Below are 14579 nucleotides of genomic sequence, written 5' to 3'. Positions count from 1 at the left end.
ACTGCCACTAAATTTATTATTTCTCGCTTAGATACTCTTGCAAGCTTTTTACCTCAAGTGCTTTGCCAGTTTGAACTGTGCTTAACGACTTGGCAGCTGCAAGTGCTGCACGGATAGTTGTGAAGTATGGGATCTTAAATCTAACCAAATTTTAAGCTCTCAAGCATTTTTATATCACTAAATTTATCTCTAAATTTTATAAAATTTGCTTCTAACTCAGCCTTTCGCTTAAGCGCAATATCTATAAATTCCTGCTCTTTTTCAATACCAACAAAATCTCTATTTAGTAAATTTGCGGCTATACCAGTTGTTGCTGAGCCTGCAAATGGATCACAAATGACGCTATTTTCATTACTTGCCATCAAGATAAGCCTTATCAAAAGTGAAAGTGGCTTTTGTGTAGGATGCTTACCGCATGCTTTCTCCCAAGGAGCAATCGCAGCAAAACTCCACACATCTTTCATCTGTTTATCACAATTTAACCGCTTCATAAGCTCATAGTTGAAGATGTGCTTATGTTTCTCATCTTTTCTAGCCCAAATGATCTGCTCGGTGCTATGGGTTAGATACCTGCAGCTAAAATTTGGCGGAGGATTGGTCTTTTGCCACGTAATTATGTTTAAAATTTTATAATCAAGCTTTTGAAGTGCCCTACCGATAGAAAATATGTTGTGATATGTCCCACTTATCATTATGCTGCCATTGTCACTAAGTGATCGCTTAGCAAGTTTGAGCCATTTTAGGTTAAATTCATCGATCTCATCTATATTTGTGCCCTCATCCCACTTACCTTTATTTACGCTAACTATCTGCCCACTTTGGATGCTAAGCCCACCATTTGAAAGAAAATACGGTGGATCTGCAAAGATAAGGTCAAACTCGCCTTTAAATTTAGCTAGTTCATTAAAGCAGTCGCCATTTATGAGCTTAAAATCGTTACGCATTTTTAAGCTCATTCATAAAAAGGTGTAAATTTGCAAGGTTGTAAATTCTCACACTCTTATAGGCTTCTTGTAGCTTATTTCTGGCATCATGCCAACCCCAGCCATCAGTGATCCAGATAAATTTATACTTTGGCAAACACGATATCTTTTTGGCTATTTCGATATATGCTCTTGCTACTTCGTTTAATTTTGAGCCACCGCCACTATAAAAATTTGCTTCGATTAGATAAGTGATATTTTGTGTGCAAATCACAAAATCAAATATCTTCACATCACTACCTAAATTTAATGGAAAATTTGAGCTTGATACTTCAGCTTGAAAGCGGATATTTCCACACTTTTTAGAGAATATCGATGCTGTTTTGAGGTGCTAAATTTATTAATCGCTGTTAGAGAAAGTAGTAGAAAAGTTGTGAATTCAAGTGGCAATTTGCTTGAACTAAAGAGTTATTTTGATGAGCCAGAGAAAATTTACAACTTTTTTTTAGAGACTGGACTTGATGATATTTTCAAGGATAGAAAAATTAAAAATTTATGTGATTATGTGTTTGGTATAGAGGTTGGGCTTGACACAAACGCTAGAAAAAACCGCAGTGGAACAAATTTTGCGAATTTAATCTCAGAAAGGTTTCACTCTGAAAATATCCGTTTTCAAATCTTTTGAGCCAAGCAAGAAATTTAAAGCATTAAGTTTGATAGCGACCTCTGCAAGGTTTTTAGAACATTTTTTAAAATCACAAAAGTAGCCAAGCGTGGCATTTGTCTCTTTTAAACTTGCCATAAAATCATCAAAAGGAGTTATATTATTCATTTTTTACCTTGTTCTTCTGACTTATTTGTGGGAATGGTATTAAATTTCACCTCTGTAAAATCATCAGCTCCAAGCACGATCTCGCAATTTCTATAAGCCATTTTAGCGATCTTACACGCCTCATGCTGATCTTTTGCTTTAAGCTTTATCTTTTTACTTAAAATTTCAGTTATCTCAACTTCGAATTCGCCCATTAAATCCCCATTTTTATAAACGCTTGCTCGCTCTCTCTTTCAAGCTGCCTTGATATATCTTCATAACTAGCAAATTTCACCTTTTGAGCTATCTGTTTGTAGATACTAGCTCTTAAAACGCTTTCATACTCTCTTTGCCTCTTTTTGTCTGCGATTATAAACATCCTAGCATTAAAGTCTTGGAGTTCGTAAAATTTATTTAGTGAGTTTTTAAAGTCCGTGCTATGCTCGACTTCGTAAAATGAGTTTGGCAAATTTCTTTCATTAAACCATATTGCATCTATTGTTTTTGCTCTTTTAACGATGTCTTCGTAACTAAATTTATATATCTCGCTCAAGCTCGCAAGCTCACAAAGTTTTTTATCTGATTTATAAATTTTATTCTTATCTTGAGCTGGGATAAACGTTTGAAAATGCCTTAAATTTCCTATCTCAACAATAACACCTTGAAAATAAGAATGTGTAAATTTCTCATTTTGCTCGCTCTTGCTATCACCTGTTTTGGCTAAATTTTTATCTCTAAAATCACAAAGTCCCCAAAGTCCAGCTCTGATCTTATAGAATTCTTTATTAGTCTGCACTATCCGTCTTATACTAGCAAATGGAGTTCTGCTGCCCCAAGTGCTAACATCAGTTTTATAGTAAAGATCAAAAAGCGTTGCCATGCCACCAAGGCTAGCCAACGCTTCTACTACGCACTCTTTTTGGTTCATCTCTCGCTTAGATACTCTTGTAGGCTTTTTACTTCGAGTGCTTTGCCAGTTTGAACTGTGCTTAGCGACTTGGCAGCTGCGAGTGCTGCACGGATCGTTGTGAAGTAAGGGATCTTAAATCTAAGTACATTTTGGCGGATCTTTTTGCCGTCATCCACGCTTGATTTTGTATCGCTTGTATTTATAACAAGTGCTATGTCGCCATTTTTTAGTCTATCTTCGACGTTTGGTCTGCCCTCGCTTATTTTATAGACAAACTCAGCTTCCACGCCAGCTTCGCTTAAAATTCTATGCGTGCCACCAGTTGCGATGACACTAAAGCCAAGAGCTATGAGATCTCTTGCAAGGTCTGGCGCGTAAGTTTTATCAGCGTCAGCTAGCGTTAAAAATACCCTGCCCTTGCTTGGCAAAGTGTTGCTAGCAGCGATCTGGCTCTTTGCAAATGAGCTTGCAAAGTCGTGGCTGATACCCATGACCTCGCCCGTGCTCTTCATCTCAGGGCCAAGGATGAGATCGGCGCCGCTTAGCTTGTTAAATGGCAGCACGCACTCTTTTACGCAAACATGCGAGCTTATGCGAGGTTTTAAGATGTCGCCATCTTCGTAAACGACCTTGTAATCATCATAAAATTTAAGCGCCTCACGTAAATTTCCCTGCCACATAACTCTTGTCGCCACCTTTGCCATAGGCACGCCAGTAGCCTTGCTCACAAATGGCACGGTCCTGCTTGCGCGAGGATTTACCTCGATCATATAAAGCTCGTTTTCATAGATGGCAAACTGGATATTCATAAGGCCGACAACGCCTAAATTTAGCGCGATATCTCTGGTTTGCCTCTCCACTTTTTTTATCATTTCTGCGCTTAAACTCATCGGTGGCAATATGCAAGCTGAGTCGCCAGAGTGAATTCCAGCCTCCTCGATGTGCTCCATTATAGCACCTATATAAACCTCTTTGCCGTCACATATCGCATCCACATCGAGCTCTTTTGCATCTTGTAAAAATTTATCAAGTAGCACTGGTGAGTGGTTACTAACCTTTACCGCCTCGCTCATATACTCTTTTAGCTCGCTCTCGTTATGTACCCTTCTCATCGCCCTGCCGCCTAAGACGTAGCTTGGGCGAACAAGCACTGGATAGCCGATAGTGGCGGCCTTTTGTAAGGCTTCTTCTAGGCTAGTGGCGGTGTCATTTTTAGGCTGAAGGACGCCTATTTTATTTATAAATTCGCTAAATTTCTTTCTATCCTCGGCCACGTCGATCACTCTTGCAGTTGTTCCGATGATCTTTGCGCCGATCACACTTAGGCGCTTTGCAAATTTAAGCGGAGTTTGGCCGCCAAAATGCACGATCACGCCGTCTGGCTTTTCACGCTCGATGACGGCTCTCACGTGCTCAAAATCTATCGGCTCAAAGTATAAAATATCGCTCGTGTCGTAGTCGGTTGAGACGGTTTCTGGGTTGCAGTTATACATTATCGTCTTTACGCCAAGGTCTCTTAGGGCATAGCTTGCATGCACGCAACAGTAGTCAAACTCTATGCCCTGGCCGATCCTGTTTGGACCGCCGCCTATTATCATCACCTTTTTGGCCTCTTTTGCTAGCTCTTTTTTAGGAAATTTGGTGATATTTGTAGATGAGTAGAGATACGGCGTTAGTGCCTTAAACTCACCCGCACAAGTATCGACCTCGTTGTATTCAAGCTCGATGCCAAGCTTCTGCCTAGCAAAATAGATATCATTTTGGCTAAGCTCAAGATCGTCTTTTTCATTTATAAGCACGGCTATCATCTTATCTGAAAAACCCATGCTTTTGGCCTCTCGCAGTAGCTCCTCGTTATTTAAGATATCCATGTCGATCTTATCTTCAAATTTAACTATCTCATAAATTTGCTCTAAAAACCAAGGATCAATCTTGCTAAACTCATGCACCTCAGCCACGCTAAAGCCATCTCTAAAGGCTTGTGCTAGATATAAAATTCTTCTCTCATTTGCATTCCTGATGCCGTAAATCAAAGCGCTTTTCTCTAAACTAAGGCTATTAAATCCGCAAAGATCACGCTCTAAACTACAAAGCGCCTTTTGGATACTCTCTTTAAAGGTCCTACCAATCGCCATGACCTCGCCAACTGACTTCATCGCAGTGCCTAGATATGGGTTTGATCCTGGAAATTTCTCAAATGTAAAGCGTGGGATCTTTGTCACGATGTAGTCTATCACCGGCTCAAAGCTAGCAGGCGTGCCTGTGATGTCGTTTTTGATCTCATCTAGGCTAAAACCAACCGCAAGCAGTGTCGCAACCTTTGCGATCGGATAGCCAGTAGCCTTACTTGCTAGCGCTGAGCTTCGGCTAACTCGTGGGTTCATCTCGATAACGATCATGCGGCCAGTTTTTGGGTCTATGGCAAACTGCACGTTGCTGCCGCCCGTATCGACGCCGATCTCACGAAGTATGGCAAAGCTAGCATCACGCATAGTCTGATACTCTTTATCTGTGAGTGTAAGTGCTGGTGCGACTGTGATGCTATCGCCTGTATGAACGCCCATTGGGTCGAAATTTTCGATCGAGCAGACGATGATACAGTTGTCGTTGCGATCACGAATAACCTCCATCTCGTACTCTTTCCAGCCAAGCAAGCTCTCTTCTATCAAAATTTCATGTATCGGGCTTGCGTCAAGGCCTGTGTTGGCTAACTCTTTAAACTCGTCCATATTATAAGCCACGCCGCTTCCTGCGCCACCAAGTGTGTAGCTAGCTCTTATGATGAGCGGAAATCCTATCTCATTTGCCGCATTTAGCGCGTCGTCCATGTTATAGGCATATCTACTCTCAGGCAAGTCCATGCCGATCTTTTGCATAGTCGCTTTAAAAATTTGTCTATCTTCGCCCTTTTTTATCGCTTCTGGGTTTGCACCAAGAAATTTAACATCCTTTAAAAGGGCGCTTTCAAAGACCTCCATAGCGGCATTTAGCGCCACTTGTCCGCCCATCGTTGGCAAAATGGCGTCAATATTTTCTTTTTCAATGATCTTTAAAATGCTATCTTTTGTGATAGGCTCTATATACGTTGCGTCGGCGAAATTTGGGTCAGTCATGATGGTGGCTGGGTTTGAGTTTATAAGCACTACACGGTATCCAAGCTCTTTTAGTGTCTTGGCTGCTTGCGTGCCTGAGTAGTCAAATTCGCAGGCTTGACCGATGACGATAGGGCCTGAGCCGATTAGCAAAATGGTATTTATATCTGTTCTTTTTGGCATCATTTTTCCTTTGTTACAACGTATAGGTAGTTTGGTATGTTTAGCTTTGCATAGGGCTCAACTATCACGCTTTGATAGGAGCTCTCTTTTAAAATTTTACTCACGCGCCCTACTGGCACCCCACTAAAAAATATCCCGTCAAGCCCGCTCGTAAAGACCTCGTCGCCCTCTTTTGGGCTGAGCCATTGTGGGATAAATTTCACCATTATTTGACCTTGATTTCCATGCGCGACGCCTGGAATTTTCTCGTTTCCTATATAGACTGCAAATATACTTTTTGGGTCATTTTGCAAGTATGCTAGCGGCTTGCCATCTTTTGCGATGACGATGCCAGCGCTGCTTCCTTGATAGATGAGCCCGTAAATTTTATTTGGGTCGTATCCCTCAAACTCGCTTATCCAAATTTTATTATAATCCCCGATATGCACGTAACTAAGCCCTTTTACTAGCTTTACAGCTGGGGCGTAGGCAGTTGAGTTTTTATCTTTTAAAATTTGATTTAGCTCGTTTGCAAAAGTAGATAGAAGCGTGGCTGAACGCTCTAGCTCTTTGTTTTGCGCTCTTAGTTTTTCTATCTCGCTAGCCTGCCTAAAATATTCATTTATATAATCTTTCACGCTTTTAGCAAAATTGTCGTATGAATTTATAGCGTAGTTGCTAAATTTGATAGAGATGTTGCTTAAAATTTCGCCCTTAAACATCGAGGCGCCAGCAAGCAACGCTATAAAAACAAAAAGAACAATCTTACTCTTCATTTGTTAGCTGTTGTAAAAGTCCGATCTCTTGAAGTGCCTTGCCTGTGCCCCTAGCAACAGCAAGAAGCGGTTCGTCAGCTACAAATACTGGAAGCTTAACGATATCAGATAAGAACTTATCGAGCCCTCTAATGAGCGCTCCACCGCCAGTTAGCACGATACCAGTCTCGACGATATCGCCAGCAAGATCAGGCGGCATCATCTCAAGCACGGTTTTAAGCGCATCTGCGATCTCTTTTAGCGGCTCTCTCATAGCCTCTCTCACATCCTCACTTGTTAGCTCAACCCTGCTTAAAAGACCGCTCACTTGGTCGCGTCCTTTTACCACTACGCTTAGCTCTTTTTCAAGCTGCACAGCAGAGCCCACAGCGATCTTTATCTCCTCGCCTGTTCTCTCGCCTATTAGCAAGTTGTATTTTTCTTTTATGTAATTAACAATGCTACTATCTATCTTATCACCAGCGGTGCGGATAGATTTTGATATTACCAGACCGCCAAGTGAGACGACGCCGATCTCAGTCGTACCACCGCCGATATCAACTACAAGGTTTCCTTGTGGCTCACGAACTGGTAAATTTGCACCAATAGCCGCTGCCATAGGCTCTTCTATCAAAAATACCTCTCTAGCTCCAGCACTTAATGCGCTCTCTCTAACAGCCTTTCTTTCAACCTGAGTAAGTCCGTAAGGAACTGAGATGATAATCCTTGGACGCAAAAAACTTTTTCTCTTATGTGTCTTTTCTATAAAGTAGCGTATCATCCTCTCTGTCATGTCAAAGTCCGCGATAACACCATCTCTCATCGGTCTTATCGCCTCAATATCGCCAGGAGTTTTTCCTACCATCTCTTTTGCAGCATGGCCGACTGCTAGAATTTTTTGTTTTCCATATTTTTCACGTCTTACCGCAACAACTGATGGTTCATTTATGATTATTCCCTTATCTTTTACCAAAACCAAAGTGTTTGCCGTACCTAAATCTATACCCATATCACTTGAGAAAAAACCTATAACCTGATCTAAAAACATCTATTTCCTTTACGCTGTTAATTTATTGTGCTTTACCAAAATCGGCTTTGCCTTATCTTTTACCGTCTCTTTTGAGATCACGATATCGTAGTCTTTTAGCTCTGGTAGATCATACATTATATCTGTCATGAGCTCTTCCATTATGCTTCTAAGCCCTCTTGCTCCAGTCTTTCGCTCGATAGCAAGGCTTGCTATCTCTTCAAGCGCTTCATCATCAAATTTAAGCGTAGCGCCGTCGATCGCACAGAGTTTTTGATATTGTTTTAATATCGCATTTTTTGGCTCGGTCAAAATTTTAACCATATCCTCTTTTGTTATCTCATTTAAAGTAGCCACTACGTGAAGTCTGCCAATTAACTCTGGGATGAGGCCGTATTTTACAAGATCATCTGGCTCAAGCAGGCTTAGTAAATTTTCTTTTTCGTTTTTGCCACGTTTTTCTTGGTTAAAGCCAAGTACGTTTTTACCAACTCTGCGCTCGATGATATCAAGAAGTCCGTCAAATGCACCACCGCAAACAAATAAGATATTTGTCGTATCTATCTGGATGAAGTCTTGGTTTGGATGCTTTCTACCGCCTTTTGGTGGGATATTTACAACACTTCCTTCGATGATCTTTAAAAGCGCTTGCTGCACGCCCTCGCCTGAGACGTCCCTTGTGATGCTTCTATTTTCGCTCATTCTAGCGATCTTATCGATCTCATCGACAAATACAATGCCCTGTTCCGCCTTTTTCACGTCGCCATTTGCAGCTTGCAAGAGCCTTGTAAGGATGTTTTCAACGTCCTCGCCGACATAACCAGCCTCAGTTAAGCTTGTCGCATCGCAAATCGCAATAGGCACATCAAGAAATCTCGCCAAAGTCTGAGCCATCAACGTTTTGCCGCTTCCAGTTGGACCAACAAGCAAGATGTTTGACTTTGAAATTTCGGTGTCGTCTTTGATGTCGCTTTGTTTAAAAATTCTCTTATAGTGGTTATATACGCCGACGCTAAAGACCTTTTTAGCCCTATCTTGACCGATCACGTAGTTATCAAGTACCGCTTTTAGCTCCTTTGGTGTGAGCTTTTGATACTCTATCGCCTCATCGTTTTTACTCTCTTCTACACTCGTATCACCATGTATCATATCGTATGCTGCTGCTATACAGTACTCGCATATATAGGCGTTTCCTTCGATATCTGCTAATAATCTTCTCTCAGCAGACTCAGCCTCGCCACAAAAATTACACTTTCTAGCCATTAATCTCTTCCTTTTGCAAGCGGAATTCCTCTTGTCGTTTCTAATATAAATTTACACATTTTTTTAACATTTTCGTCACTGGTTTTTGCGATCAGCTCATTTGCTTGATCTTTTAGGCTAACGCCTTGATTAAACAAAAATTTATAAGCTCGCACGAGCTCTTCAACCTGCTCTTTGTCAAATCTACGTCTAATGCCGACTAAATTTAAGCTTCTTATATAAGCCCTGTTGCCCTCAGCTAGGCAAAATGGCACTACATCTTGACTGAGCGCGCTTGCCCCTGCGACCATGCAGCTTTCCCCAACTCTAACAAACTGATGAATAGGCGTAAGACCGCCCACAACAGCGTAGTCACCAAGCTCGACGTGGCCTGCTAGAGTTGCGTTATTTGCCAAAATGACGTTGTTACCTATAATGCAGTCGTGTGCGATGTGAGAATATGCCATGATAAAGGCATTATCGCCGATCCTTGTTATACCATCGCCCTTGTGCGTGCCTGAGTTTATCGTGCAAAACTCACGTATAGTTGCGTGCTCGCCGATGATGACGCCAGTATCGACCTCGTCTTTATAGCTGATATCTTGTGGGATATCGCCCACGATCGCGTAGCTAAATACACGAGAGTTATCGCCGATCTTCGTCTTGCCAAGCACCCTTGCGCCTTGTTTTATCGTGACGTTGTTGCCAAGGACTGCATCTTTACTTACAAATGCGTAAGCCTCGATATTTGCGTCATCTCCAATGATCGCTCCATCTTCTATAACTGCTGTTTGGTGGATATTTTTCATTATTTCTCTTTTTTAAGCAAAAGCCTATTTATCGACTATCATCGCTTTTAGTTCAGCCTCGGCGCATAGCACATCATCGACGTATGCCTTGCCCTCAAGCACCCAGATATTGCCTTTGTGCTTTAGCACGTTTAATCTATACTCTAGCCTATCTCCAGGGCGGACTGGATGGCGAAATTTAGCCCCATCTATGCTCATAAAATAGACCACTTTGTTTTCAATACCAGCTTGGTGCTCGTCACTCATACTCTTAAACGCTAGAACGCCGCCAGCTTGCGCCATACCCTCGATGATCATCACGCCAGGATAGATCGGGTGACCTGGGAAGTGCCCCTGAAATATCGGCTCGCCAATGGTTACATTTTTATAAGCGACGATGTTTTTCGCAGGCTCTAGCTCGACAACTCTATCGATAAGCAAAAATGGAAATCTATGTGGGAGAATTTTTTGAATTTCTACGACGTCTATCACGTTTTAGCCTTAGTAATGTAAATTTTGGCAGATTGTAACAAATTTATACTAAGAAAAAAATTATTAGCCTCTTTTAAAATCTCTGAAATTTAGCCTTAATAGGTCTAAATTTAGCCCTCTAAAACCAAAATTTCTTCGCTGTCGTTGTAAAAAACAGCCTTTGCGTAAATTTCGTAGCTGCCCTTTTTGACCTCGTCTAAGATGATGATAGGATTTTGCGAAAACTCCCCACTTATATCACGGCGAAATTTCATCTCAGCACCAAGCTCAAGCGGCCTTTTACAAAGCTCATCAACGCTTTTAAATTTGCTATTTGTAAATTTATTAAAGCGCTCTATGCTCATAAATATCGCGCCCTCTTTTAGCTCATCATCGATCTCGCAGTCACGCTCCACGTTAAGCTTTAAATTTTCTCTTTTAAAGCCAGAGTAGAGCACAAAGTAGCTTGGCACCACAACTGCTTCAAATTTAACACTAGCACGCAAAAGCCTGTAGTTTAAAAACCTTCTTCTAAAAAGGTGAAATTTCTCTCCTCTCGCCTCGCACTCGCGCACCTTTTTATAAAGCTCAAGCCTTGCCTCGATACTGCCATAAAGCGCCCTTGCATGTAGCTCGCTCATCAGCTCACTTTGGGGTAAATTTTGCGAGTCGCGCTGCTTTTTTAGCGCAAAAACACAGCCGCAGTAGTTTTGGTGATAGAGCTTGTCTTTTTTAGCGAGGATAAACTGCTCACTTGTGCCACCATTTTTTCTATAATCAACCGCAACCGCCTCTAAATTTGAGCAAGCCACCGCCTCGTCAAGCGCCTTTTTAAGCTGAGTAAAGTCCTTTTTTGGGCTCATCAAAAGTGTCGTCGTGATCTTACTAAGTCCAAGCTCTATCGCCTTTTTAGCAGAGTCTGCCATGCGAAAATCAAAGCAGTACTCGCACCTTTTGCCCTTTTCTGGCTCATCTTCAAGACCTTTTGTGCCACCAAGCCACGCTTCGTAGTCGTACTGGCCGCATATTAGCTTGATGCCTAGCTTCTCGCAGCTTCGCTTCACGTCCTCAAAACGCAGTAAAAACTCACTATATGGATGTATGTTTGGATCGTAAAAGTAGCCTACTATTCGTTCATTTGGGTAATCTTTTCGTAGGCGCTGTAAAAAGTAGTGGCTATCGACCGAGCAGCAGATATGAACTAGCAAATTTGACCTTTTTTGCTTGCATTATATCAAAGTTTGCCCTCATAAAATTTAGCCGCGTCAAGGTATTTTTTAAGGACATTTTGGCTTGCAAGATCATCAAATTTACCAAAAGCCACTTGCTTGCCAGATTCGATTATTAGCACCTTTTGCGCTATCTTCATAGCACTTAGGATATCATGCGTGATGAAAATAATGCTGATATTTTTATCCAAGCTTAAAAGCAAATTTATGATCTTTTGCTTCGTTTCATTGTCAAGTCCGCTTGTTATCTCGTCGCAGATTAGGATTTTTGGTTTTGAAAGAAGCGCGAGCAATATCCCGACCCTTGTCGCCTCGCCGCCACTTAGCTGAGATGGATATTTGCCTAAAATTTCATCTTTTAAATTTAAATTTCCCATTAGCTCTTTGAGCTCATTTTCGCTAAAGCTAAGCTTAAGATACGACCTCACGTGAGCGATGGCTGTTTTTACTTTTAGCGCTGGATTTAGGGCTTGTTTTTGATTTTGCAAGATATATCTGATATCTTTTTTGAGCTCATTTTTGTCCGTGATCTCCTCATCGTTTATATAAATTTTGCCCCCACTTTTTGGCTCGCTAAATGATATGAGCTTTGCAAGCGTGCTTTTTCCACTGCCGCTTTGACCCAAAATGGCTAAATTTTCGCCATCGTCAAGCTCGAAATTTATCCCCTCTAAAAGGTGCAGCACTTTAGCTCTAGCGTTAAAATGCTCCTTAAAACTTAAACTTTTTGAGACGTTTTTGAGCCTTATTTTCACGCATTTTCCTTTAAATTTAGCCGCTCATCTCTCATCTGCCAAATTTCATCACTAAGATAGTTTGTCAGCGCCTCATCGTGCGAGATAAAGATGACGCTCATCTTGCCCTTTAAGCTCTCTAAGATGCCCGCCACGTGGCTACCACTAATGCTATCAAGCCCGCTTGTTATCTCATCGCAGACTAAAATTTTTGGCTTCAAACAAAGCGCCAGAGCGATCTGCACACGGCTCGCCTCGCCGCCACTTAGCTCGTATGAGTATTTGTGCCAGATGAGATTTGCATTATCTAGCCCAAACTCCCTAAAATAGGCAAATGCAAGCTCTTTATTCGCCCTTTTATCGCCATCAAGATAGGCGTTAAAGTGGTCGCCCACATTTAAGAGCGGATGAAGGCTGGCAATAGAGTTTTGAAAAACGAGCGCAGCAACCTTTCTTCGGTGTTCTTTTAGCTCATTTTGACTAAGTTTTAAGATATCTTTTTTATAAATGCTAAATTTATCCGCACTCACTCTAAAATGATCATCAAAAAGCCTTATTAGGCTCTTTGCAAAGAGCGATTTGCCGCTGCCACTAGCACCTGTGATACCTATAAATTTACCCTCACTCATATCAAAATCAAGCTCGCTCAAAAGCTGCCTATCTTTATAAAAAACGTTTAAATTTCTAATCTCTATCATATTTTTATATTGCCATTTTTTGAATTTGACGTGATGATCGAGGTTGCAAGGATGAGCAAAAAGAGCGTCACACCAGGGAAAAGCACCATCCACCAAGAGCCGAGAAAAAGCGCTTCTTTGCTCTCGTTTAGCATGATGCCAAGGCTTATCTTGTTTGCGTCACTTCCCACGCCAAAAAAACCAAGCGTGGCCTCCATGACGACCGCGTTTATAGCATTTATGCCAAAGATACTAACTATTAGATGCTTTAAATTTGGCAAAATTTCAAAGCATATAAGGCTAAATTTACTAGCGCCATTTATCACGGCTTGCTCGGCGTAGTCGCACTTTTTATTAAGCCTTAAATTTTGCATAAAAACTTTTGCACCCTGCATAAACGAGCAAATGGCGATGATAAAAGAGGTTATAAGCAGATCACCGCTACTAAATGAGCTAAAAAGCATGATAAAAACGATGTTTGGTATGCTCAAAAAGGCATCAAGTCCCTTATCAAAAAGGCTCTCGCAAACTCCGCTCTTGCTCGTGCCAAAATATGCGTAGATGAGCGAGAAAAGCGTCGTTAAAAAGCCAGCTAGCAGCAAAATAAGAAGCGAGTTTTTAAGCGCGTAGGCAACTCTTATGAGATTGTCCCTGCCTAGGATGTCAGTGCCAAAGATGTGCTCGCCGTTTGGAGCTAAATTTACCGCCATAAAGTCAGTGAAATTTGGCTCAAATTTAGAAAAAAACGGCGTCACAAAGGCAAATAAAATAAGTGCCAAAAAAGTAACGCAAGCTAGAAAAAATATGACTTTTCTCATAAATTTCTCTTATCTGCTAATATGGCAAAAACTTTAGCCAGTAAATTTGCAAAAACGACAAAAACAGCCGTTAGCAAAATGGTCGCAAGTGCAACTGGATAGTCTTTGGCGATGACTGCATCAAGGCTAAGCTTGCCTATGCCTGGAAATGAAAAAATGCTCTCAATCACGTATGAGCCAGCAAAAACACCAGCCACAAGAGTGGCGAAATAATAGACTATATCGGTGCTTGCGTGCTTTATGGCAAAGAGATAAATTTTGCCGCGCCCCAAACCTCTAGCGTGAGCCGTCTGGATAAAGTCGGCGTTTAGGCTTTGATTTAGCCTATCTCTTACAAATTTCACGTTTGCGCCAAGGTGTGGCAAGATGATAGCAAGCGTTGGCAAGATGATAAATTTAGCCCCAACGCCGCTAGAGCCTAGCTCGTTTGCGCCAGAGCTTGGTAGCACGTTTAGATAGACGCTAAAGATAGCTATTAGCACGAGTGCGATGTAAAAATGAGGGAGTGATGCCAGTAAAAAGGAGCTAAGATTTATAAAGATATCGGCAAATTTATTTTTATAAATGGCGCTTAAAAGCCCCAAGAAAAATGACAAAAAAACTATCAGAAAAAACGAAGCAAAAAATAAGATAAGTGAGTTTAAAAGTCTCTCTTTAATGAGTAAAAAAACGCTTGCTCCGCTTACAAAGCTAGTGCCAAAGTCCCCTATGACAAAGTGAGCTAGCCATCTAAAATACTGCACAAAAAAGCCATCTTTTAGCCCCAAATTTTCTAAAATTTGCTCTTTTACAGCCACACTCACCGCCTCACTTCGCAAAAACATCGCATCAGTGACATTTCCTGGCAAAAAATATATGAGCAAAAATAGAAAAAGCGAGATAAAAAACAGCAACCCAAGGCTTGAGATCGCTGTTTTTAAAATGGCTCTAAACAAAGTTT

At 41.4% G+C, this 14579-nt stretch carries 16 protein-coding genes and 2 pseudogenes; 1 reads left to right on the top strand and 17 read right to left on the bottom strand.

Annotation, left to right across the window (positions count from 1 at the left end; genetic code table 11):
- Positions 1-16: 16 nt before the first annotated feature.
- The 3 genes and pseudogenes from CYP26_RS10415 to CYP26_RS02365 all read right to left on the bottom strand — a co-directional run.
- Positions 17-151: pseudogene (locus tag CYP26_RS10415) on the bottom strand (hypothetical protein); the annotation flags it as partial.
- Entirely contained in the window at positions 141-944 is an 804-nt protein-coding gene (locus CYP26_RS02370; RefSeq protein WP_258031372.1) for a DNA-methyltransferase, read from the bottom strand. The gene CYP26_RS02370 and the pseudogene CYP26_RS10415, both read right to left, overlap by 11 nt.
- Positions 937-1272: pseudogene (locus CYP26_RS02365) on the bottom strand (DpnII family type II restriction endonuclease); the annotation flags it as partial. The pseudogene CYP26_RS02365 and the gene CYP26_RS02370, both read right to left, overlap by 8 nt.
- 39 nt (positions 1273-1311) lie before the next feature.
- Between CYP26_RS02365 and CYP26_RS02360 the strand changes: the two are divergent.
- Positions 1312-1608, top strand: a complete 297-nt coding sequence (locus CYP26_RS02360; RefSeq protein ID WP_258031374.1) for a type II restriction endonuclease — start codon at positions 1312-1314, stop codon at positions 1606-1608.
- On the opposite strand, the gene CYP26_RS02355 is transcribed toward CYP26_RS02360, so the two are convergent.
- The 14 genes from CYP26_RS02355 to CYP26_RS02290 form a co-directional block, all read right to left on the bottom strand.
- The gene (locus CYP26_RS02355; RefSeq protein WP_103630227.1) at positions 1564-1755 is read right to left on the bottom strand and encodes a DpnII family type II restriction endonuclease; all 192 of its coding nucleotides are present in this window, start codon (positions 1753-1755) and stop codon (positions 1564-1566) included. The two genes, CYP26_RS02360 and CYP26_RS02355, sit on opposite strands and share 45 nt — an antisense overlap.
- Positions 1752-1949, bottom strand: coding sequence for a DpnD/PcfM family protein (locus CYP26_RS02350; RefSeq protein WP_103630226.1), 198 nt, complete (start codon positions 1947-1949; stop codon positions 1752-1754). The genes CYP26_RS02355 and CYP26_RS02350 overlap by 4 nt, the downstream gene beginning before the upstream one ends.
- On the bottom strand, positions 1949-2662 hold the full coding sequence (locus CYP26_RS02345) for a hypothetical protein (RefSeq protein ID WP_103630225.1): 714 nt from the start codon (positions 2660-2662) through the stop codon (positions 1949-1951). The genes CYP26_RS02350 and CYP26_RS02345 overlap by 1 nt, the downstream gene beginning before the upstream one ends.
- Complete coding sequence (gene carB, locus CYP26_RS02340; RefSeq protein WP_103630224.1) at positions 2659-5919, bottom strand: carbamoyl-phosphate synthase large subunit; 3261 nt, start codon at positions 5917-5919, stop codon at positions 2659-2661. Before carB ends, CYP26_RS02345 begins: the two co-directional genes overlap by 4 nt.
- On the bottom strand, positions 5919-6674 hold the full coding sequence (gene mreC, locus CYP26_RS02335; RefSeq protein ID WP_035142556.1) for a rod shape-determining protein MreC: 756 nt from the start codon (positions 6672-6674) through the stop codon (positions 5919-5921). The genes carB and mreC overlap by 1 nt, the downstream gene beginning before the upstream one ends.
- Positions 6664-7701, bottom strand: a complete 1038-nt coding sequence (locus CYP26_RS02330; RefSeq protein ID WP_103571742.1) for a rod shape-determining protein — start codon at positions 7699-7701, stop codon at positions 6664-6666. The genes mreC and CYP26_RS02330 overlap by 11 nt, the downstream gene beginning before the upstream one ends.
- A 9-nt stretch (positions 7702-7710) precedes the next feature.
- Entirely contained in the window at positions 7711-8943 is a 1233-nt protein-coding gene (clpX, locus tag CYP26_RS02325; RefSeq protein WP_021088133.1) for an ATP-dependent Clp protease ATP-binding subunit ClpX, read from the bottom strand.
- A complete protein-coding gene (gene lpxA / locus CYP26_RS02320) occupies positions 8943-9731 on the bottom strand; it encodes an acyl-ACP--UDP-N-acetylglucosamine O-acyltransferase (protein WP_103630223.1) in 789 nt (262 codons plus the stop codon). The genes clpX and lpxA overlap by 1 nt, the downstream gene beginning before the upstream one ends.
- Positions 9732-9755: 24 nt before the next feature.
- Positions 9756-10202, bottom strand: coding sequence for a 3-hydroxyacyl-ACP dehydratase FabZ (gene fabZ / locus CYP26_RS02315; protein ID WP_004317884.1), 447 nt, complete (start codon positions 10200-10202; stop codon positions 9756-9758).
- Between the two features lie 110 nt (positions 10203-10312).
- Positions 10313-11389: an epoxyqueuosine reductase QueH gene (locus tag CYP26_RS02310; protein WP_103630222.1), complete on the bottom strand. Its 1077-nt coding sequence runs from the start codon at positions 11387-11389 to the stop codon at positions 10313-10315.
- 26 nt (positions 11390-11415) lie between these two features.
- Entirely contained in the window at positions 11416-12165 is a 750-nt protein-coding gene (locus CYP26_RS02305; RefSeq protein WP_103630221.1) for an ATP-binding cassette domain-containing protein, read from the bottom strand.
- Positions 12162-12842, bottom strand: a complete 681-nt coding sequence (locus tag CYP26_RS02300; RefSeq protein WP_103630220.1) for an ATP-binding cassette domain-containing protein — start codon at positions 12840-12842, stop codon at positions 12162-12164. The genes CYP26_RS02305 and CYP26_RS02300 overlap by 4 nt, the downstream gene beginning before the upstream one ends.
- Positions 12839-13639, bottom strand: coding sequence for an ABC transporter permease (locus CYP26_RS02295; protein WP_103630219.1), 801 nt, complete (start codon positions 13637-13639; stop codon positions 12839-12841). Before CYP26_RS02295 ends, CYP26_RS02300 begins: the two co-directional genes overlap by 4 nt.
- Positions 13636-14574: an ABC transporter permease gene (locus tag CYP26_RS02290; protein WP_103630218.1), complete on the bottom strand. Its 939-nt coding sequence runs from the start codon at positions 14572-14574 to the stop codon at positions 13636-13638. Before CYP26_RS02290 ends, CYP26_RS02295 begins: the two co-directional genes overlap by 4 nt.
- Positions 14575-14579 lie beyond the last annotated feature (5 nt).

Origin of the sequence: Campylobacter concisus (assembly GCF_002913225.1) — a bacterium.
In the GTDB taxonomy this organism is placed as follows: Bacteria; Campylobacterota; Campylobacteria; order Campylobacterales; family Campylobacteraceae; genus Campylobacter_A; species Campylobacter_A concisus_J.
The sequence above is the reverse complement of the archived record's forward strand: the minus strand, read 5'-3'. Positions and strand labels throughout refer to the sequence as shown.